This window comes from Enterococcus sp. DIV2402 (assembly GCF_017426705.2).
Taxonomy (GTDB): domain Bacteria; phylum Bacillota; class Bacilli; order Lactobacillales; family Enterococcaceae; genus Enterococcus_F; species Enterococcus_F lowellii.
The window spans coordinates 2,162,795-2,185,140 of the sequence record NZ_CP147251.1 but is presented as its reverse complement, the minus strand read 5'-3'; the positions used below and the strand labels follow the sequence as shown (position 1 = coordinate 2,185,140).

The 22,346-nt window shown below is 34.1% G+C and carries 21 protein-coding genes; 18 read left to right on the top strand and 3 right to left on the bottom strand.

Features of this window, described 5'->3' with window-relative positions:
* Positions 1–30 precede the first annotated feature (30 nt).
* The 6 genes from rpiB to DOK78_RS10595 all read left to right on the top strand — a co-directional run bounded on the left by rpiB (position 31) and on the right by DOK78_RS10595 (position 5,656).
* Complete coding sequence (gene rpiB / locus DOK78_RS10620) at positions 31–462, top strand: ribose 5-phosphate isomerase B (protein WP_207940389.1); 432 nt, start codon at positions 31–33, stop codon at positions 460–462.
* A gap of 96 nt (positions 463–558) precedes the next feature.
* Positions 559–1,269, top strand: coding sequence for an HAD family hydrolase (locus DOK78_RS10615; protein ID WP_207940390.1), 711 nt, complete (start codon positions 559–561; stop codon positions 1,267–1,269).
* Between the two features lie 130 nt (positions 1,270–1,399).
* Positions 1,400–3,343, top strand: a complete 1,944-nt coding sequence (locus DOK78_RS10610) for a BglG family transcription antiterminator (RefSeq protein ID WP_207940391.1) — start codon at positions 1,400–1,402, stop codon at positions 3,341–3,343.
* A 1-nt stretch (position 3,344) separates the two neighbouring features.
* Positions 3,345–3,659, top strand: a complete 315-nt coding sequence (locus tag DOK78_RS10605) for a PTS fructose transporter subunit IIB (RefSeq protein WP_207940392.1) — start codon at positions 3,345–3,347, stop codon at positions 3,657–3,659.
* Position 3,660: 1 nt separating this feature from the next.
* Positions 3,661–4,776, top strand: a complete 1,116-nt coding sequence (locus tag DOK78_RS10600) for a PTS fructose transporter subunit IIC (RefSeq protein WP_207940393.1) — start codon at positions 3,661–3,663, stop codon at positions 4,774–4,776.
* 181 nt (positions 4,777–4,957) lie between these two features.
* On the top strand, positions 4,958–5,656 hold the full coding sequence (locus DOK78_RS10595) for an HAD family hydrolase (RefSeq protein WP_207940394.1): 699 nt from the start codon (positions 4,958–4,960) through the stop codon (positions 5,654–5,656).
* A gap of 96 nt (positions 5,657–5,752) precedes the next feature.
* On the opposite strand, the gene DOK78_RS10590 is transcribed toward DOK78_RS10595, so the two are convergent.
* A complete protein-coding gene (locus DOK78_RS10590) occupies positions 5,753–6,496 on the bottom strand; it encodes a hypothetical protein (protein WP_207940395.1) in 744 nt (247 codons plus the stop codon).
* Between the two features lie 149 nt (positions 6,497–6,645).
* Between DOK78_RS10590 and DOK78_RS10585 the strand changes: the two genes are divergently transcribed.
* Positions 6,646–7,338 (top strand): MerR family DNA-binding transcriptional regulator, encoded by a 693-nt coding sequence (locus DOK78_RS10585; protein WP_207940396.1) that lies wholly within the window; start codon positions 6,646–6,648, stop codon positions 7,336–7,338.
* Between the two features lie 137 nt (positions 7,339–7,475).
* On the opposite strand, the gene DOK78_RS10580 is transcribed toward DOK78_RS10585, so the two are convergent.
* Positions 7,476–8,504: a zinc-binding dehydrogenase gene (locus tag DOK78_RS10580; protein WP_207940397.1), complete on the bottom strand. Its 1,029-nt coding sequence runs from the start codon at positions 8,502–8,504 to the stop codon at positions 7,476–7,478.
* Positions 8,505–8,690: 186 nt separating this feature from the next.
* On the opposite strand from DOK78_RS10580, the gene DOK78_RS10575 reads away from it, so the two are divergent.
* From DOK78_RS10575 to lpdA, 10 genes are read left to right on the top strand one after another with little or no spacing between them, the layout of a single operon-like run.
* Entirely contained in the window at positions 8,691–10,856 is a 2,166-nt protein-coding gene (locus DOK78_RS10575) for a BglG family transcription antiterminator (protein ID WP_339076144.1), read from the top strand.
* Positions 10,834–11,298: a PTS sugar transporter subunit IIA gene (locus DOK78_RS10570; protein WP_207940399.1), complete on the top strand. Its 465-nt coding sequence runs from the start codon at positions 10,834–10,836 to the stop codon at positions 11,296–11,298. Before DOK78_RS10575 ends, DOK78_RS10570 begins: the two co-directional genes overlap by 23 nt.
* 15 nt (positions 11,299–11,313) lie before the next feature.
* Positions 11,314–12,678, top strand: coding sequence for a PTS galactitol transporter subunit IIC (locus DOK78_RS10565; protein ID WP_207940400.1), 1,365 nt, complete (start codon positions 11,314–11,316; stop codon positions 12,676–12,678).
* A gap of 28 nt (positions 12,679–12,706) precedes the next feature.
* A complete protein-coding gene (locus DOK78_RS10560) occupies positions 12,707–12,985 on the top strand; it encodes a PTS sugar transporter subunit IIB (protein ID WP_207940401.1) in 279 nt (92 codons plus the stop codon).
* 13 nt (positions 12,986–12,998) lie between these two features.
* Entirely contained in the window at positions 12,999–13,748 is a 750-nt protein-coding gene (locus DOK78_RS10555; protein WP_207940402.1) for an SDR family oxidoreductase, read from the top strand.
* Positions 13,749–13,761: 13 nt separating this feature from the next.
* Positions 13,762–14,034 carry a hypothetical protein gene (locus DOK78_RS10550; RefSeq protein WP_207940403.1) on the top strand — a complete coding sequence of 91 codons (273 nt, stop codon included), beginning with the start codon at positions 13,762–13,764 and terminating at the stop codon, positions 14,032–14,034.
* A gap of 35 nt (positions 14,035–14,069) precedes the next feature.
* Positions 14,070–15,059, top strand: coding sequence for a thiamine pyrophosphate-dependent dehydrogenase E1 component subunit alpha (locus tag DOK78_RS10545; RefSeq protein WP_207940404.1), 990 nt, complete (start codon positions 14,070–14,072; stop codon positions 15,057–15,059).
* Between the two features lie 13 nt (positions 15,060–15,072).
* The gene (locus DOK78_RS10540) at positions 15,073–16,056 is read left to right on the top strand and encodes an alpha-ketoacid dehydrogenase subunit beta (protein ID WP_207940405.1); all 984 of its coding nucleotides are present in this window, start codon (positions 15,073–15,075) and stop codon (positions 16,054–16,056) included.
* Between the two features lie 11 nt (positions 16,057–16,067).
* A complete protein-coding gene (locus DOK78_RS10535; protein WP_207940406.1) occupies positions 16,068–17,297 on the top strand; it encodes a dihydrolipoamide acetyltransferase family protein in 1,230 nt (409 codons plus the stop codon).
* Between the two features lie 17 nt (positions 17,298–17,314).
* Positions 17,315–18,706, top strand: coding sequence for a dihydrolipoyl dehydrogenase (lpdA, locus tag DOK78_RS10530; protein WP_207940407.1), 1,392 nt, complete (start codon positions 17,315–17,317; stop codon positions 18,704–18,706).
* A 106-nt stretch (positions 18,707–18,812) separates the two neighbouring features.
* Here lpdA and DOK78_RS10525 read toward each other — a convergent pair whose 3' ends face one another.
* Complete coding sequence (locus tag DOK78_RS10525; RefSeq protein WP_207940408.1) at positions 18,813–20,417, bottom strand: PucR family transcriptional regulator; 1,605 nt, start codon at positions 20,415–20,417, stop codon at positions 18,813–18,815.
* A gap of 463 nt (positions 20,418–20,880) precedes the next feature.
* On the opposite strand from DOK78_RS10525, the gene DOK78_RS10520 reads away from it, so the two are divergent.
* Positions 20,881–22,122, top strand: coding sequence for an MFS transporter (locus DOK78_RS10520; RefSeq protein WP_243430418.1), 1,242 nt, complete (start codon positions 20,881–20,883; stop codon positions 22,120–22,122).
* Positions 22,123–22,346: the final 224 nt, after the last annotated feature.

The window sequence follows — 22,346 nt, the reverse complement described above, 5'->3', positions numbered from 1 at the left end:
CTTCGCTACTATTAATTAAGGAGACAGATAATGAAAATTGCAATTGCTTCGAATCATGGAGGATTTGAATTAAAAGAGCTTCTCAAAGCACATTTATCTGAAAGGGATATAGATTATGAAGACTTTGGTACGACTGCCGCTATGGTTAGTGTAGACTATCCAAATTATGCACAAAAAGTTGCAAATGCTATTTTAACAGAAGCAGTCGATTGCGGTATTTTGATTTGTGGAACAGGAATTGGCATGAGCATTGCTGCTAACCGAAACAAAGGTATTCGAGCTGCAGTTGTTGGCGATGTATTTTCAGCGAAGGCAACAAAAGAACACAACAATGCCAACATTATTTGCTTAGACCAACGTGTAACAGGCGACGGTCTAGCTCAAATGATTGTGGATGCATGGTTGGATGCAACGTTTCAAGGGAAACGTCATCAAAATCGAATTGACATGATTGAAAATTAATAAAGTAAATAGTTTGTTTGATTACCTGGAGAAAGTTCAGTATTATCTTGAGCTTCCTCCAGGTAAATTTATTAAAAATGACAAGGAGAAGAAGCAATGAAAAAAATATTCGTTTTTGATATTGATGATACAATGTACGATCAACAACACGCATTTGGAAGAGCATTGAATAATTTAGTTATTAATGAAAAACAATTGAATATTCCTGCTCTTTATCAATTAATGAAAGAATACGGAGATGAAGCTTTTTCAGAAGGCTTTGATAAGAAGAAATTGAAAGCGATGCAAATATTTCGCATTCAGCGTGCACTACAAGATTACAATATTCAAATTACAGAAGAACAAGCCATTCAATTTCAATTGGACTTTGAAGATTATCAAAATGAGATTCAATTATTTCCAAAAATGGAAGAACTTTTAGATTTATTGGTGAATGAACAGCAAATTATCGGAATTATTACTAACGGTACGATAAAAAAGCAATCTAAAAAAATCACTATGTTGAATTTGGATAAATGGTTCCCACAAAATCGCATGTTTATTTCTGAAAAGGTAGGGATTTCTAAGCCGGAAAAATTTATTTTTGAACAATTTGAGAAAAAATTAGATTTTCCAATAAATAAGCAACATTTTTATTATATAGGTGATAATTATCAAAATGATATTGTAGGACCAAAATCAGTAGGATGGCATACGATTTGGGTGAACTATCGAGGGTATAGAGAAGAAAAAGAATCTTTATCCGATTATATTGTACATTCGCCCGATGAATTATTATCTGTTGTTCAAAGACTTGTATATAAGTAAAAAACACTTCATTTGATTCGATCTATGCAAATTGTTTGCACTATGTTGATGCAATCAAATGTGGTGTTTATTTATATAGCTAGTAGTTATATTAGTAATAGGAAACGTTTTCTTTTTAAGGAGTAAAAATATGAATTCTAGACAAATAAAATTACTCAAAATATTGTGTGCTAATAAAGATTATGAAGCAGTAAATCAAATTGCTGAAAGACTCAACATTTCAAGAAGAACGGTATTCAATGATTTAAAAATAGTTGAGCAGTTTTTAATCACGAATCAAATTCCACTACTTAAAAAACAGGGGAAAGGGATCAAAGTGACTATCAATTATAAAGATACATGTAGAATTCAAGAACTTATTGATTATGAAGCGACTAGTTTTGAAATTACTGAAGTTGAAAGCCGATTTTTTGAAAATATTGAAACGCTGTTAAAAGGGAAAAAAGTCACGTATGAATCATTGGCTGCAACGTATTATATCAGTAATTCCTCTGTTGCCCAATTGTTTGAAAAAATAAAATTATTCTTCTCAGATAAAGCAGGATGTACCTTTTACTCTGGTTCACAAGGTAGTTATGTTACTGGTTCAGAATCTCAACTTCAATTTAGTTATACAAAGCTAATCTTTGAAAGATCTAAAAATACAAGTGAATCTTATGTTTCATCGGATAATCATATCCAATTTTTAAAGCAATCATTTGGTGAGAGAGCAGTCAATAGTTGTATGGACATGTTAAATGACGTACTAGAGCTGAATATATCACAATTTAATGTTATCTATTACCGAGAATTGCTCACTAAATTGGTCGTGATGATTCATAGAATCCAACAAGAGCATCATGTTGAAGATACTTTTATGAATTCAACATTAGTTTTACAGTTGGAATCTTACGCTGCAATGAAAGAATATTTGAACTTGGTAGGAGAAAAATTATCTATCATATTTACTGAAGCAGATATATTTTATATGAATCATCTGTTCATTGGTTATGGAATAAATGTTTCTGATAATAAGCAGGTATATCAGAAACAAGTGAAAGAAATCGTTCAACAACTTATTGTTAGAATGAGTGATGTTAGCTCTATTGATTTTAGCCAAGATGACGTTTTAAATAAACAATTACTTGCTCATGTTGAGCCAATGCTATATAGAGTCAAACGGAAAATTCATTTTAAAAATCCGATGTTGGAGACAATCAAAAAAGATTATCCCATTATTTTTCATCTTGTTGCATTGGTTGTAAGTGACCTTCAAACATCTATGGGATTAGTGATACCTGACGATGAAATTGCATTTTTAACGATTCATTTTCAAGTTTCAATTGAAAAAAATCATCGGATAAAACGTGTGCTAATTATTTGTTTAAATGGCGTAGCATCCTCTCAATTGTTAGCTTTAAAAATTCGGCGTTACTTACCTCCGCTAGACATTATGGAAGTTAGTTCATTGGAAGAGGCTAAAGATATTGATTTATCAAGGATTGATTTTATTGTTTCAACAGTTAAAGTCAAAATTGACACTGTCCCTGTTTTCTACGTATCGCCATTTATTTCTGATGAAGATTTATCTCAAATAAAAAACTATTATTCCAAATCTTTATTACAATCTGAACAAAAATTATTGTCAGGAAATTCTTCTAAGTCTATTGGAAGGCATTTTTTAGAGGGAGCATTGTTATATGAAACAAGTAATTTCTTAACTAAAGAAGAAGTATTACTCTTTCTAGCAACAGAAACCGAAAAACATGAGTTGACAATAGGGAATACGTATGAAAACTTAATGAAACGTGAACAGATTAGTTCGACAGCGTTTGTTAATGGCATAGCAGTTCCCCATCCATCACCAAAATTAGTGAAAAAAACACAGATATTAATTATTCGTAATACAACCCCTATAGAATGGGGGAATGGCAAAGCAAAATTAATTTTTTTGCTTTGTATGAATGAAAAAGACTTACACCAAGCTAAAAATATATTAACCATAATTATTGAAATTGCTAATTCGAAACAAAAATTGAGTCAGTTCATGGAATTAGACTCAATTGTTAATTTTTTTCAAAATAGGAGGAGTTAAAATGAAGGTTATCGGAATTTCTGCATGTCCAACTGGGATTGCACATACCTATATGGCAGCAGATTCAGTTGAGAACGCTGTAAAAAAGCGTAATGGTATCGTTAAAATGGAAACGCAAGGATCTATTGGGATAGAAAATAAACTTACTAAAGCAGATATTGAAAGTGCAGATTTAATTATTTTTACTGCCGCTGTCACCATTCGTGAAGAAGAGCGGTTTGAAGGTTTTGAAGATAAAATCATTGAAGTATCTTTACAAGATGCGATTGGAAAAATTGATCGTATTTTAGATGAATATTTTGAAGGAAGAAATTGATATGGGGGCCAAATTAAAACCTATTCTTAAAGAGTTGCAAAAGAATTTAATGACAGGTATTTCTTATATGATGCCTTTAATTATTATTGCTGGTGTAACTATGGGAGTCACATCTTTATTAGGCTCAGTTTTTTTTGATGTTAGTGTTTTTACAGAAGAAGTTTTGGCTGCACAAGGAAGTCCTATATTAGATTTTATTACGTGGTGTTATAATGCAGGCTCATTAATGTTTACTATTATGTATCCTGTATTCGCTGGATATATTTCTTTCGGTATTGCTGATAGACCAGGATTAGCTCCGGGATTCTTAGGTGGATTGTTAGTTGTTCAAATGGTAACAGGTTTTCTTGGCGCGATTTTAGCAGGATATGTGGCAGGTTATAGTATTTTATGTCTTAATAAATCCATTAAAATTAATCGAAAATATATTGGTGTAAAAACGTTATTTTTACTTCCGCTTTTAGGCTCAATTATCGTTTTATTGGCAAGTAAATTTGTTATTGCCTATATCGGTATTGGGTTTTCCAGTCTCAGTCAATGGTTAATCACTTCGATTGGTACAGAAGGTGGCGCATTACTTTCTGCCGGATTGGGTGCAGCTCGTGCCTTTGATTTTGGTGGTCCAGTAAATAAAATGGCTGGTACTATAGGAAAACAATTATATTTTGATACAGGATATTCGTATATAGCATTGGTTCTGGGTGCTCTTGTCGCTCCGATAGGTTTAGGATTGTCTCCTTATTTTGCAAGAATTTTTACGAAAAAAGAAATTTTCGATCCCCAATTAAAGCAAGGTGCTCTTTCTTGTTTAATATTAGGATTTTTAGGAATTTCAGAAGCAGTATTACCGTTCATCATCTTATATCCAGTAATTATTCCAATAAGCATGATTGGTACGGCTGTAGCAGGAGCAATTGGCTTTTCACTAGGTGCTTCAGTATTTCCAGGAGGGATTTATGGCTTTTATATGTGGCCGTTAATCGAAAATGTTTGGGGATTTCTAATTGCTTTAGCGGTTGGTGTATTAATTGTTTGTACATTAATGTTCTTCTATAGATTACGAGTATACAATAAAGAACAATTAGAACAAGAAGAACAGGTCAAAAGCGTAGAATAAACTATAATTAGTAGCGATAATTAGAGGAATGTCTTAAAATTTTTTGAATGCAAACAAAAGATTTCTGAGTTATCTCAATCATTTGTTGCAACAAATTATTCTTTTCAAGAAGAGAAAACTGATTTATTATGAATAATAAGAAATCTTCTCTTCTTCAGACTTAATTATAAAGGAGTTCGTTATGACAGCAATCTTATTTGATGTAGACGATACATTGTATGATCAGTTAGAACCATTCAAGCAAGCGTATCAAGAACATTTTAATTTTCCCAATGTGTCAGTTGAAAAGTTATATGTTTTAAGCCGGAAATACAGCGATGAAGTTTTTCATTTAACGGAAAATGGCGAAATGAGTATGACCAAAATGCATAGATATCGCATCGGTAAGGCGTTAGCTTATTACAGTCATGAAATTACTGATAGCCAAGCAGATAGTTTTCAAAAAACATATCAAGAATATCAACAGAAAATTGAACTTACGCCAGATATGAAAAATGCCTTGGATTTTTGTTTAGAAAAAGGAATAACCTTAGGAATCATTACTAATGGGCCAAAAGAACATCAAAAAAGAAAAATCCAACAGTTAAATTTGGAAAAATGGATTCCAAAAGAACAGATATTTATTTCTTCCATTGTTGAATTAGCTAAACCTGATCCGAAAATTTTTCACTTGGTGGAAGAAAAGCTGAACTTAAATAAAGAAAAAACGTATTATGTTGGAGATTCTTTTCAAAATGATATGGTAGGGGCAAAAGCGGTAGGCTGGAAAACAATTTGGAGTAATCGACGACAACATCCACAACCTGTTGGAACAATTATTCCAGATTATATTGTAACAGAAAAAGAATCGTTGCTAGATTTGTTGAAAGAAATTTTGTGAGTTAAGCATCTATGATCGATGACTAAAGAACTTCCGATTAACTGTGTTTAAAACAGCTAACCGGAAGTTCTTTATTTAATACCATCAATCATTTCTTTAACTAACTTCGTTTATTTCTTGCAAACTTGAATATTTTTCATATTGAATTATGGCGTCTGCAAAATATTCATCTGTAGGAGCTGTGACTTTTTCTAACCAATTAGTTGCTTCTTGGTAATAAATCTTAGCTTTCTCAATGTTTCCTAAAAGAAAGGAACAGTCGACAAGAAGTACATAAGCTTGAAATATGATGGAAGGTTGTTCGTTTTGCAAATTCTGTCTTTTTATTGCAGTTTCTAACATTTTTTTCGCTTCAATAGGACTCTCGTGAGAATAGGCGAGCGTATTGCTTTCCCAATATAATTTTTCAAATCGTGTTTTTATATGATGCTCATTCTTTTGTTCAAATACCTCCAAAAAAATGAAATTATTGCCATTCATATCCGTTAAACTAAATCTTCTATCAAAATTTAGACTTTTTGGTACGCCCATTCTAGGTAGTCCTGTTCGTGGAAGTTTTTTTCCTACTGCTTCCTTATATTGTGTCGCTAACATTGTGTGCAACGCATCGACATTGTTTACTTGATAAAGATACGTATTTGTCGGAGTAGGAATTTCTAATTTCTTATACGTATAGATATGAAATTCCAAATAATCATTTACCATCACTGCATATCCGTTTGAACGTATATTGTTCTCATAGATATTGGTAAAGCCTAAATTCTTGTAGAATGCGATTGTTTCTTTGAGATTTACAGCGGGTAATGCTGGGACAACTTTTTGAATTTTAATTTGACTCATAATAAATTCCTCCATTCTAAATATAGTTTAGCAAATTCATGCAAATGCTAAGGTTTTTAATAAGGAATCCATTATAATAAGCATTTAGTAAACATAAAGCTGTCATGTACTTTAAAGTTTATTTATAATTTAGCAAAGGAGGAATCACTTTGAGAGGAACTGACATTGCAAAACAATTAAATATTAGTACGAGTGCTTTGAGACACTATGAATCATGGGGAATTATTCCGAAAGTAGAGCGTCAAAATAATGGCTATCGTATTTATACCACGATTCATCAATCATACTTCACGTGTATTAGAGAAATGATGCCTGGTTTTGGCACAGATTTCATAAAAACTATTTTTCCGATGGTGATTTCTGGCGATATTATTTCGGCTATCTGGGAAATTAATAAAAAACAAGTCACATTGTATTCTGAAAAAGAGAGAATCGAATATACGATTGAAATTCTCGAACCTGACGTATTAGCTTCTATTCCAAAATATAAAAATAAAACAGTCTTTTCAATTGGTGAAGTGGCTAAAGAAGCAGGAGTTTCAACATCGGCTATCCGTCACTGGGAAAAAGAAGGACTGATCAACGCTAAGAGAAATTCTGATAGTAATTTTCGCCAATTCACTATTAACGATATTAGAAAAATTTACATCATCCGAACCGTTCAACGTACAGTCTTTTCTTTAGATACTGTACGATCAGTACTGGAAGAGGTAGAAAAAAATAATATCACGCAAACAAGAGAAATAGCAAACAAAGCTTTAGAAGAAGTCAACCGTGTTCTTTTGAATCAATTTAAAGGGATTGCTGCATTCCATAAGTTATTGGATACTTTATCAAGGTAAAGCTTGTTTGTGGGATACGATTGCTGGGAAGAAGACAAAATAAGCTCAATCTTTGTAATGAAAGAAGATTGAACTTATTTTATATTGATGTGTATCAATTGATGAACATCAGCATAATCGCTGACAGGATGTATCGATTAAGGTTTCATCAGTATTTTTAATTCTTCGCCATTCATAGCTAAACGAAACGCAGCTTCCCATTCATCAAGTGGAAGGATGGCAGTTACAATAGGAGACAAATCCATATTTGTATCTACTAGCCATTGGATTGCTGATTTCCAAGAGCTGGGTTTTTGCGTGCGTGAACCAACATAGCAGATTTCTTTATGAATTAAATCATCCATATTAATCTCATTCATTGTGGTAGCGAAAAGTCCTTCTTGAATAATCGTTCCTTTCTTTTTAATAATTTGCATCGCTTGATGAACAGCATGAATACTCCCTGAACATTCAAAAATTTGATCTGCACCGATTCCGTTCGTCCAAGTCTGAACGAACGCTTCAACATCATCCTTTTGCACAATCAGCGTGTGAGCAATACCTAATTCTTTAGCCAAAGCTAATCGTTTTGCATCTCTCGCTGTTCCTACTAATAAAACCTCAATATTTAGTGAAACTAACACTGTGGCAAGAAGAATACCTATTGGACCAGGTCCAAATACAACAATTTTTTCGTTAGGAGAGACTATTGTCTTTTCTTTGACGGCATGAATACAACATGCAAGTGGCTCCAACATTGCAGCTATCTTGTTGTCAATCTCTTTAGGAATAAGATGGCATCGTTTTTCTTTTACAAGAACAAACTCGGCAAAGCTACCGTCTACCTGTGTGCCAAGACCCTTTCGATCAGAACAAAGATTATATTCCTGTTCATTGCAATAGCTGCATTTTTCACAAGTTTCAAAAGTTGTTTCGCTAACGACAATATCTCCTACTTTATATAATGAAGAAGAATGTCCTATATCAACTACTTCCCCAACAAATTCATGACCTAATGTTAAAGGGATTTTTTTGTTATACTCTCCTTTAAAACCATGGATGTCAGAACCGCAAATCCCTGTATAGATAACTCGAAGCTTCAGCTCACCATCCGATGGAAAGACTTCATTTACCTCAACTAAAGCCATTTGGTTGTAGCCTTCCGCTAATTTACGTAAAGCTTTCATAATTAAGTTCCTTTCTATTTCATAAGTTCTTATTGTTATTTTTTCTTGTATTAGAGGTTGTATTGAATTATAGTAGTTAGTTTAGCATGACAGGTATCTTTTCACTATCACAATTCTTTTGAAAGCGATATCAAAATGATTGGTCTTGTGAAAAATATGAATATAGCGATAATTAGAAATGTAGAGGTGGTTGCATTGAATAGAAGAATCAATAAAATTTTATTAGATATACTTAGAGCAAAAAGTGAAACCTTACAAAGATATGCAGAACTATTTAACGTTTCAGAACAAACAATTCGAAATGATATCAAAGAAATCAATTTTTATTTAGAGAAAAAGCATGCAACTAAATTAATTATTGATGAAACAGGATTCCTAAGAATGGCGGAAGAAATTGATTTGAAATCAGTTTTGAAAGCGTATTCTAATTTTCAGAACTATCGTTTATGTCAAAATGAACGACGGACGATTTTAGCTTTAATTTTAGTGACAAGTAGCGATTATATCACCACGTATTATCTATCGGAATATGTTTTAGTTAGTCGTAACACCTTAGTTAGTGATATTGAAGAGTTAAAAAAATGGTTTGAACAAAATCAATTATCTTTAAGTTCATTCACTGGAAAAGGGTACAAAGTGATTGGCGACGAGAAAGGCATTAGAGCAGCAATGATGAAACTGATTATATCAAATGGTTTGTTTGACCAAGAATATGATTATGCAATGGGATTTGAAGATAATATTTTTCAGAACTTATTATTAGACATTATTGATAAAAAAGCGCGTTATCAAGAAATTGGTAAGCTATTATTGGAGGTTGAAAAACAACATCAAGTGCAACTTTCTGACTTTGCCTATCAAGAAGTTGTTTGTTATTTGCTGATTATGATTGAAAGACTACAACTAGGCTTTTCCATCCAAACGCTAGAAGATGGTGTTGATGTGAAGTCAAGTTCTAAATACAATTTTGCTTTGAGTTTAGCAAAAGAATTAGAACTTAAATATAATCAGAAAATTTCAGATAAAGAAATTGCATCACTTGTTTCTATTTTGCGCAGTAAAAGCTATATCAAAAATAATGGTCGAAAAATTGATTCGATTGAAATGCAAATTATGATCACTGAATTTATTTTCAATATTTCGAAAGAATTGAATATCAAGTATTACTTGAACAGTGAACTATTTGATTTACTTGAAAATCATCTAAAATTATTGATTTATCGCGTTAAAGCAAATATCAATGTTCGAAATGTCTTATTCGATGAAATTTATCAATCATATTCTGCGATTTTTCCATTAGTGAAAAAGTATTTACAGAAAATTGAAGACTATTTGCAGGCATCATTAACCCTTGATGAAATCTCTTTTGTTGTCATGTATATAATGGCAATATTTGAAACAAATGATGTTGCCACAAAGAATAAATCGTTGAAAGTCAGAGTTGTCTGTAACTCAGGACGTGGGACGGCACAATTGATTAAAGCTAAGTTGACAGCAACTTTTCCAAATATTGACATCATTTCAATTGATTCAACGCATATGTTAAGAAAAAATAATCCCACAAATCAAGATTTAATTATTACGACAGTACCTCTCCAATTTTCTTATTCACCAGTTGTTTTAATTAATCCAATTTTAATGGAAAAAGACATTATTAAAATTCAAAAAGCGATTTATCAAATCAAACCAAGAGAAATTATTGACCAAGAAATCAGTCATCAAAGCCGAGATATGTTTCAAACGTTACTTTCTCTTATGGATAAGTACGTAGAAAAAGAAGAACAGGACGAATTTTTGAAAGATATTGAAGCATTGTATTCTCCATCAATTACTCAATTAGAGCTGGAGGAAACTGAAGTGAAACGTTTATCTGATTTGCTTTCGATGGAACGTATTGCATTTAAAGTAGAAGTGAATGACTGGCGAGAAGCAATTAGCGAAGCAGGTAAACTATTACTAAAAAGTGAATTGATTGAAGAACGATATATTGAAGGTATGATAAAAGTCATTGAAGAGAACGGTTCCTACATTGTGATTTCACCTGGAGTAGCAATTCCACATGCAGATGCTTCTGATGGTGCAATTAAAATTGGCGCAAGTTTTATAAAGTTAAAAGAAGCTGTTCATTTTGGACATCCGGAAAATGATCCAGTGCAATATATCATTGCTTTTAGTATTCCAGAAGAAACATCAATAGGTAAGTGTTTATATTACTTTACTGAAATCCTAGCGAATGAAGATTTTCTTTTTAGGATGGATCAGCAAAAGACAGAAAGTGGCATGCTATTAGAAATGAGAAAAATGGAAAATAAAGTGATGGGGTTGACTTATGAAAAAAATATTAAACGATGAAACAAAAAAATATCTATATTACGTTTTTGATGAAACCAATCAAGAACAATTACTGAAACAGATGAGTACAGTGTTGATTCAAAAGAAATTTGTCAAAGAAAGTTATCAAGATGCAGTAATCGAACGTGAAAGAGAATTTCCCACAGGCTTACCCACAGGAGGAATTCATATTGCAATTCCGCATACGGATTGTGTTCATGTAGAAACAGAGGGGTTTTTGGTAGGGGTGCTAGAAACTCCAGTAGAGTTTGAAATTATGGCTACTAATAACGAATATGTGAATGTTGAGATTGTTTTTATGCTTGCAATTAAAAAACCTGAAAATCAAGTGTTTATGTTACAAAAACTCATTGCTCTTTGCCAAGACTCAGAAAAATTAATGTTATTAAAAAAAGGAGAAAAAATAGAAGAAATAGAAAAATTATTAGGCACAATCATTTAAAAGGAGGAAAAACGTATGTTAGAAATAATTAAAGGTGCTGTCAACTATGTGTTGGACTTAGGAGCAGCAGCAATGTTGCCATTGATTCTTACAATTTTTGGATTGATTTTAGGTCAATCGATTAGTAAGTCATTTCGCGCAGGTTTGACAGTAGGGATTGGATTTACTGGGTTAAATTTGGTTATTGGATTACTTTCCGATTCTATAGGTACTGCATCACAAGCAATGATTGAACGTCTAGGTTTGTCTTTAGATATTTTAGATGTTGGTTGGCCAATTGCAGCGGCAATCACATTTGCGACACCAATTGCTGTAATTTTAATTCCAATTATCTTTATTTTCAATATTATCTTATTGAGCTTGAATCAAACCAAAACAATGGATGTTGATTTATGGAATTACTGGCATTTAATTTTTCCAGGTGCGATGGTCTACTATGCGACAGATTCTATCGTGATTGCCATTGTTGCAACATTAGTAAATGCATATGTTGTTTTCAAACTTGCTGACTGGACTGCCCCAGCAGTTGAAAAGTTTTTCGGCTTACCAGGAATTTCACTACCACATGGTGAGACGGTTAACTTTGCACCAATTACTTATGCGTTAAATAAAATTTGGGATAAAATTCCAGGTATCAATAAAATTAATATCAATGCTGGAACATTGAAAGATAAATTAGGACTTTTTGGGGAACCTATGATGATTGGTTTAGTTTTAGGTTTAGGAATGGGTTTTCTTGCGGGCTATGATTCAAAAGAAATTATTCAGTTAGGTATTCAAATGTCAGCAGTTATGATTTTGATGCCAAGAATGGTAGCTCTGTTAATGGAAGGGTTATCTCCAATTGCAGATGCAGCGAAATCGTTCATTCAAAAACGATTCCCAGGAAAAAAAGTTTATATCGGTTTAGATGCAGCTGTAGTAACTGCTCATCCGGCAATCATTACAGTAGCACTACTTATGGTACCGATTACTATTTTATTAGCAGCTATCTTACCGTTTAATCGTTTGTTGCCATTTGCTGATTTAGCTGTTTTACCATTTACCGTTATTTGGTCAGTCGCAGCTTCAAAAGGGAATATTTTCCGTGGACTACTTAATGCGATTGTTTCTCTTTGTATTGTGTTCTTTATTGCAACAAACTTAGGCGCCTTAACAACCACATTGGCACATGCTGTTGGTTTTGCTTTTCCAGAAGGTGCAACAATGATTTCAGGTATTGATATGAGTTCACATATTACATTATGGATTATGCTGAAATTGATTGATCCAAGTAATGTTCCTGCCTTTGCAGCAGGTGTAATTGCGTTGCTACTTTATGGAGGTCTATGGTTCTGGACACGTAATGATATCAAAAAACAATTTGAAACCAAAGAATAAAAACATTAGATGACAGGAGACGGTTTATATGAATAAAAAACACATTTTAATTGCATGCGGTACAGGAGTAGCTACATCAACAGTGGTTAGCATGAGAGTTCAAGAAGAATTAGCGAAAAATAATATTCCAGCAACAGTAGAACAATGCAAAGTTTCAGAATTACCTTCAAAAGTTGGAAATGCTGATCTAGTGGTAACAACAACTTCTTATGAAAGTGACAGCATTCCTGTTATTCGTGCATTGTCTTTCCTAACAGGTATTGGGATTGAAGAGGATGTTCAAAAAATTGTTGAAATTCTAAAATAAGGATGTGACAGGTGTGCAAGACGATAAAAATCAAGTGGTCGTTATCACTGGTTCGGCTAAGGGTATAGGGAAATCAATTGCTGTTACTTTTGCAAAACAGGGATATAATCCAGTAATTGTGGATTTTAATGAACAAGCAGGTGAAGAAACTGCTGAGGAAATTAGTCGGAAATATCACGTTTCCTCATTTTTTGTCAAAGCAGATGTCTCGAACGCAGAAGATTTGATAAATGTTAGAAATCAAGTGATTGAGCGCTTCTCACGAATTGATGTGCTAATCATTAATGCTGGAATTAGTTATCTTCGTACGATTGATGAAATTAGTATAGATGAGTGGGAGCGTGTAATCAAAATCAATCTTCATGGCTCTTTTTATACATTGAAAGCATTTTACGAAGATTTTTTAACAAATAAGGGGAAAATTATCTTTATCACATCTGGATCAGCAATTACGGGAACTGGAGGAGGCGCTCATTACGCTTCTTCCAAAGCTGGTCAACATGGATTAATGCGAACTGTATCTAAAGAATTGGGACCAAAAGGGGTTAATGTCAATGCAATTGCTCCTCGTGTGATTCAAACCGAAATATTGGATCATTTATATCCTAATGAAGAAAGTAGAAAAGAATTACTTAAGAAGATTCCCATCAATCGTATCGGTCAACCAGAAGATATTGCTAATCTTGCGGTCTTTTTAGCAAGCCCAGAAAGCAGTTATATTCATGGGCAGATTATCTTAGCTGACGGTGGAAGAACGTATTAAAAGGAGAGATATAATGAAAACGATTTTAGTAGCATCAGGCACTTCAGACAATAAAAGAAAAGCTGCTGTTGAGTTCATTCAACATTACTTAACAGAAAAAGGCTTGGAAGTGGCTGTGATTGGGAAAAGTATTTATGAGGTTACGACTATTGAACCAGAAATAGATGCTGTGGTATCAATTGGACAGTTAAGCATTCAACCGAATGTTCCTGTGATTGACGGTACACCATTTATTACAAGTTTCGGCAGAGAAAACTGTTGTGACAGTTTGATTGAAGCTCTTTAAAATTTACTGATTTATAAAAGAGAGAAGGAGAACAAATGACAATTTCAATACCAAATAGTGCTGGCTTAACAGATGAAGATTTGAAGAACATTTATAGGGTGATGTGGGAAATCCGTTTTTTTGATGAAAAAGTAGATCAATTGTTTGCACAAGGGCTAATTCATGGAACAACTCATTTAGCAGTTGGTCAAGAAGCTACCGCTGCTGGTAGTGGCGCAGTTCTTCGAAAAACTGATTGGATTACTGCCACACATCGCGGTCACGGACAGACGATAGCCAAAGGAACAGATGTCAATGCAATGATGGCTGAATTATTTGGACGAACTACAGGCACCAATAAAGGAAAAGGTGGTTCGATGCATATTGCTGATCTTGATACTGGTAATTTAGGTGCCAATGGGATTGTGGGTGGTGGATTTCCAATTGCTGTTGGAGCTGGATTAACTGCTAAAATGAAAGGCTGGAATCGAGTTGCTTTGGCTTATGCTGGTGATGGTTCAACGAACGAAGGGAGTTTCCATGAGGCTGTTAATTTGGCAGCTATCTGGGATCTACCAGTGATTTTCTTTATTGAAAATAATCAATATGGCATGAGTGGTTCTGTGAAAAAAATGACTCGTGTCAAGCAGTTGTCAGATCGTGCGCAAGCCTACGGAATCGAAGGAGTGACCATTGACGGTAATGATTTGATGAGCGTTATAGAGACGACCCATCAAGCAGTTGAAAAAGCCCGTCGAGGAGAAGGCCCAACTTTAATTGAAGCTTTGACCTATCGTTGGAAAGGGCATTCGAAATCAGATGCGAAGAAATATCGTACAAAAGAAGAAGAAGAGAATTGGCGTAAAGAAAAGGACCCAATTCGTCGAGCGAAAGATAGGTTTATTGCAGCCGGTGTATTTACCGAAGAAGAAGCAGACGAAATTCGAAAAAAAGCGAAACAAGCAATTGAGGATGCAGTGAAATTTGGTGAAAAAAGTCCAGTAGTAGCTGTTGAAACCATGTACGAAGACGTATACGCAGAGTAGGAGGAACAACGATATGAGAGAAATTACGTATGCAGATGCAGTAAGAGAAGCTCTTTCTGAAGCAATGCGTGAAAATGAAGAAGTATTTATGTTAGGCGAAGATATCGGAGTTTATGGGGGAGCATTTGGTGTTAGTCGTGGTATGGTTGAAGAATTTGGAGAAGAACGCATACGTTCAACACCAATCTCTGAATCAGCCATCGCTGGCACAGCTGTGGGAGCTGCTATGACGGGCATGCGTCCAATTTTTGAACTTCAATTTTCAGATTTTATTACAATTGCTCTAGATCAAATTGTTAATCAAGCAGCTAAAATCCGTTATATGTATGGAGGAAAAGCAAAAATTCCTTTAGTAATGCGGACTCCAGGTGGTTCAGGTACTGGAGCTGCCGCTCAACATTCTCAAAGTTTAGAAAACTGGACAGCTCACATTCCTGGATTGAAAGTCATTCAACCAGCAACAGCTTATGATGCTAAAGGTCTCTTACATGCTGCAATTATAGATGACAATCCTGTGATGTTTTATGAACACAAATTGTGTTACCGAACAACGAGTGATGTTCCAGAAGGTAAATACGTGATTCCAATCGGAGTTGCTGATATCAAAAAAGTTGGTACCGACATTACAGTAATTGCAACTGGAATTATGGTACATAAAGCTTTGGAGGCAGCCGAAGTTTTATCTAAAGAGGACATTAATATTGAGGTTGTGGATCCACGAACATTGGTACCATTGGATAAAGAGACAATTATTCAATCGGTAATTAAAACCGGTAAGGCAGTCATTGTAACTGAAGCAGTTAAACGTAGTGGTTTTAGTGCTGAACTAGCTAGTGTAATTGTCGAAAATGAATCATTTGATTTCCTAGACGCCCCACTTGTACGGTTAGCTGGTGCAGAAATCCCAATGCCTTATCATCCTGAGTTAGAGAAAAAAGCAGTACCACAAGTTGAAAACATTGTAGAGGCTTGCCGTAACTTAATGTCGCATAATTAGGAGGAGAAAGAATGGCACACGAAGTCTTGATGCCGAAATTAAGTTCAACTATGTCTGAAGGAACAATCACTGTCTGGTTGAAAAATGTGGGAGAACCTGTTGAGATTGGTGAAGCAATTTTTGAAGTGATGACTGATAAAATTGCTATCGAAGTCGAAGCTTACGAAGAAGGTATTTTGCTAAAACGTTATATAGAAGATGGAGAGAGTGCACCTGTCAATGCAGTTATTGCTTATATTGGAGAAGCTGGTGAAGAAGTTCCTGAAGATATGCCAGGACAACAAATAGCGCCATCACAAGTGACATTAACTGAAGAGATAAAAGAACAATCAGAAGAATTAACTTCAGAATCAACTGTAGACTCAGATCACCATAAAAATGTAAGAGCGACTCCAGCCGCTAGACGAATGGCTCGTGAAAAAAAATTGGACTTAGCAGTAATTCATGGAACTGGTCCGAACGGGCGGATTCAAGCGCTAGATGTTAAAAAATATCAGATACCAGATAGAACGACCATGACATCCGCTGCGGAAGTTACAGTTGTCGAAGGGGAATTAGTTCCTTGGAGTAGTATGCGTCAAATAATTGCTAATCGGATGGTGGCTAGCAAATCAACAATTCCACATGTAACGATGACAGCGGAAGTAGACATGACACAATCCATTGAAATACGCAGACAGCTGTTGCCAATGATTGAAGAACAAGTGAATGAACGTCTGTCGTATTTAGAAATTATTGCTAGAGCAGCAATGATTGCTTTAAAAACTTATCCAATCTTCAATGCTCATGGTTTAGAAGAAGGTATCCAATTCCATAAGCATGTGAATTTAGGGATCGCAGTGGCAATTGAAGAGGGGCTCGTTGTTCCTGTCATCAAGCAGGCAGATCAGATGGGGTTAAGTGAATTAACAAAAGCAGTTAAAGAAAAGACAACAAAAGCTCGTAACAACCAACTATCTCCATCAGAGATGAGTGGTGGAACTTTCACAATTAGTTCATTGGGACGAAGTAAAGTTAAAACCTTTAATCCTATCATCAATGCACCAGAAGTGGCAATCTTAGGAGTAGGTGGTATGTATGAACAGTTAGTTCAAGATGCAACTAGTGGAGAAATAAGCAATCAATTCAAAATCAACCTGAATTTGTCGTTCGATCATCGAGTCATCGACGGAGCTCCTGCTGCAGCTTTCCTAAGTCAGATTGTTACACTTCTTGAAAATCCACTAGGCTTATTGTTATAGAAAAGTGAGGTCAAAAAATGGGAAAGAAAACAGAAACATTGGTCATTGGTTCTGGACCTGGTGGATATGTAGCCGCAATTCGGGCAGCGCAACTGGGGCAACAAGTTACAATCGTGGAAGGAAAACACATTGGTGGCGTTTGCTTAAATGTTGGTTGTATCCCATCTAAAGCTTTGATTCATGCTGGACATATTTACCAAGAGTCCTTACACGCTACTTATTTGGGCATTAAAAATAGTCAGACTGAATTGGATTTTGCAACAACACAAAAATGGAAAGATGAAAAAGTTGTACGTGTGTTGACTTCAGGAATCCGAATGTTGTTGCAAAAAAATAATGTGAAAATTGTTGAAGGGATGGCAAAATTTATTTCATCAAAACAAGTGTCTGTAAGCACGAATGAACAAGAAGAAGTCATCGATTTTCAACAAGCGATTATTGCTACTGGTAGTCAACCAATTGAGATACCTGGTTTTTCTTTTGGTGGACGAATAATTGATTCAACAGGAGGTCTTTCTTTAAAAGAATTACCAAAAAAATTGGTGATTATCGGTGGTGGAGTTATTGGTTCAGAGCTAGGAGGCGCATATGCCAATTTAGGTGTAGATGTAACAATTCTAGAAGGTTCGTCACAGCTATTACCAACTTATGAAAAAGATTTGATTCAAGTTGTCGAAACATCCTTCAAGAAAAAAGGAATTAAAGTGGTGACTAATGCGATCGCTCAATCAGCGGTTGACGATGGTTCACAAGTAAACGTACATTATACAGTCAATAATCAAAAAAATCATGTGTCTGCAGATTATGTGATGGTCACAGTTGGTCGTCGTGCCAATACAGCCAATCTTGAATTAGATAAAGCTGGTCTTGCAGTAAATGATATAGGTCTAATTCCAGTCAATAATCAGTATCAGACTAAACAATCGCATATTTATGCTATAGGAGATGTTATTGAAGGACCAGCGCTAGCACACAAAGCTAGTTACGAGGCGAAAGTTGCTGCTGAAGTGATCTGTGGTAAAAATGTCGCTAAAGATTATCGAGTCATTCCAGCAATTTGTTTTACCGACCCAGAAGTTGCAAGCGTAGGTTGGACTTTAGCAGAAGCTAAAGCGGCTGGCAAACAAGTTAGTAGGGCTGTCTTTCCTATGAAAGCGAATGGTCGAGCCTTGTCACTAAATGCAACTGAAGGATTTGTGCGCTTAATTTTTGAAAAAGAAACAGAATTGGTTATGGGCGGACAAATAGTTGGTGTAGGTGCTAGCGATTTGATTGCAGAACTCACTTTGGCAATCGAATCTTGCTTGACCTTAGAAGATATTGCATTAACCATCCATGGACATCCAACTCTTTCAGAAACAATTATGGATGTGTCCGAGATAGGCTTAGGTTTACCCATTCATATGTAAAAAATAGTCATAAAGTGAAAATTATCATAACTGGAAAAAAGTGCGTTCTCATACAAAGAATGCACTTTTTTAATGTAATTAGCATTAGTTGGTAACCAGATCATCCTTAAATATGTTGTTTCATTTCAGACAGATAAAGTGCCACGCGCAATTGCAGCGAGAGTTCTTCTGAATGGATAGGTGCATGAAAAATCGCTTCACATTTTTTTATGCGATATTTAACTGTATTCCGATGCACAAATAATTTTTCGGCAGTTTTTGTGATTTCGCATTGATTGTCCAGATAAGTTTTTAAAGTTTGACGCAAGTCTATGTCACTTTCATTCTTAGGATACGCGAGATGTTTCAAGACAGAAAGGCAAAAATATTGTATATCATCTTCTGGCGTATTTTTAGCAATATATTTGATACTTTTAATTTTATTAAATGAGAGATAAGTATCACCATTATTTTCTTTTAAAGCATAAAGACTTTCTTTATGCGAAAAACTAATAAGATCAATATCATTAACCGGATCACCAATCCCAAAGTGAGTATCTGTTTTTAAATAATCAACCACAAAATGATGGATTTCTTCTAAGAGGGGTAAAAAATCGACTTTTTCTTGTAAAAGTAAAATCCATTGTGTAGGTTCATTAGTTGGAAATAATAAAATAGATTGGTGCATGTCTTTCATTTTTTTAAGCAAATAATCCTCAATTAACAATAATATACTTTGTTTGTGAAAATACTTTTTTGAAGAGATAGTCGCTTCCATTGTCACAATTCGATAATAAGCAGAGGTTAATTTAGGAAAATGTTTTTTGTACTCTACCCAGTCATCATTTTTTGCATCTGATTGTGTTAAAAAATATTGAAGAACTGTTTTTCTTTCCGTTTGTTGTTGTGTTTGTAATGCCAATTCTTTGTGAACAGCTAGTGATAAAACATTGAGTGCTTGCTTAATCGCAAATTTAGAAAAAGGATACGGCAGTGGATCTGTTTCAAAAAGCACCAATACATAGGGAAAATAACGTTCTGTTTCTATTGGCAAAACACTAACCAATTTTTCTTCTTGTTCGAAAGTGAATAAAAATTGTTTTTCCTGTTTTTCCTTTTGCAATCTTTTTAAGAGTGATAAAAATTTTTGTCCATCTTCAGAAAATAAATCAAAAGTAGAATACTGAAGATTTGAATACCGAATATCTCCTAATGGGTCAACAAGTAGCATAGACTGTTTTAGCATAACACTCAATTCATCTAAAAGTTTTTCTAGGGGTACATTTCGAACGAGTAATTGAAGAAAATGTTGTTGAATTTCTAAAGAATAAAAAATTTGCTCCGTTTGTTCATCCCAAATATAGCCCAATAATTTTTGAGAAATATCTCCAAGCGTCATATGGATAGGGATTTGGATGAGAGGAAATTCTAATTGATCTGCTAAATCAAGGACTTGTGAATCAAGTGTTTCTACAAAGCGACCTAATTTAATTGCTAATCCAGTTGCAGGTAATTCCGATAATGTACTAATTAGTTCGCATAATTTTTCAGGTTGATTTTGATAAACCATACCTGTTGTAATCAATAGGGTATTTTTTTGAATGAATCTATGCATATCGGGTGTTTCGAAGACTTCCACTGTATCCAACGGGCGGTCCAAATTGGCGTGATTATTAAGAAGACTCAATTCGCTAAATCTTGGAATAGCTAGAATTTCTTTTAAAGTAGTCAAGGAAAACCCTCCATTATACAAAGTCAACAAGACTTAATATCAAAATATTTTTTGTTTAAATCTTAGCATAATTAAAATAATGATTCAATAAAGATAAACATCTGTAAATAAGGGAAACTTTCTCATTAGAAAAGCAAATATTCGATGATGATGGACGATTTTTCATAAATTTATAAAAAATACCTTTGTTCAAAACGGACAAATTAATAAATAAAATATGTTTCATTTGATTAATGATTGAAATATCCGATGCGATTACAATTAAATAGAAATTTGAAAGAAGAGTAAAAGAATGTAAAGGAGGAAGAATTATTTGTTAGAAGCTTATCAAATTTCAAATGACAAGTTTAAACTGTTTGAACAACCATGAAATTATTCGAACAATTTTTCATAGGCAATTGTTTCTAGGTAATCTGAGAGTTTTTTAGAAAAATTTTCTAATATGTTCATGGGGGGATGTAATTTGGAAAAAGAAGCACTAAAAAAAACAGTTCCTTATTGGAAACAAATTTTATTCATTTTGACTGCTGGCTGGGTAGTTATCTGGATTTATCGAGACGCATATCCTCCGATTTATCCAATCATTAAAGAATTTTTTGGTGGAGCAAGCGATGCACAAATTGGTTATATTTCTAGTTATTATTTTTTAGGTTATGCGTGTATGCAAATTCCATCAGGGATATTAGTCGATAAATTAGGGCGAAAGAAGATTCTTATTCCAGGATTTATTATTTTCGGTTTTGGTACATTGCTTGTAACGACAGCAACAACACTACCCGTGGTATATTTAGGAAGTGTGTTATCTGGACTGGGATGTGGAACCTATTATGGTGTTGCATATTCCTTAACAAATGAATTTGTTCCTCCAAAAAAACGCAGTATCGCAACAGCTATTGTGAATAGTGGCACAGCATTGGGGTGTGGAATAGGCTTGATTTCATCTAATATTTTAGTAGGTGGACGTATTATTCCATGGCAAGCTATTTTTTTACTTCCGATGTTTTTGATTATTGTGATGCTAGTTATTTTTACTAAATATATCCGACCAGAAGAAATAAAAGAAAGAACAATTTCAAAAGGTCAGTCAAAAAAAGTATCCATTAAAGAATTTTTTAAGCCGCAAATGGTTGCAGCGTATATCTTGTATTTTTCAACATTATATACATATTATTTAATTGATACATGGTTACCTAATTTTTTAGAAACCGAACGTGGAGTTCCCAACAATTTTGTAGGAATTATTTCAGCAATGGTCTTTTTTGTGGCAATTCCGGGAGCATTAATTTTTAGTCGTTTAGCAGATGAAATGCCGCAATACAAAGAACGATTTATTATTATTTTAGAGCTTTTGGCGGCAACTATTTTATTATTCACGTTGTCACCAATAACTGAGGGAAGACAAACATTACTAATCATAGGTTTTATTTTGTATGGTTTTTTTGGAAAATTAGCAGTCGAACCAATTATTATTTCTTGGTTAGGACAATTTGCTCCAAGAAAAAATATCGCAACAACTTATGGTGTGTTCAATTTCTTTGGAATGACCGCTTCAGTTCTCGTTCCTACAGTCACAGGCTTTATTTCAGATAAAACAGGTTCAAAAGTCTATGGTTTTTACCTAGCTATCTGTATTATTTTAGTTGGCACCTTATGTTTTTATTTGATTAATAAGTTCTTTCCAACTGAAAACCTGGAAAAAGTATAGCATAAGAGCAATCTTTTTCACGATATTTGTAATATAAAAGATAAAATAGACAAGTAGACTGCTTTGGCAGATGCTTGTTTTTTTATTTGTTGAACTTCTTGATTTAAAAATAAGTTCGCAGGCAACTTAAGTTCAGGTATTTTTTCTTCATTTATAACTTTTGGGAATGAATCCCCAATTAAAAAAGTCTACCAATGATTTTGATGGAAAAAATGGATTTATTG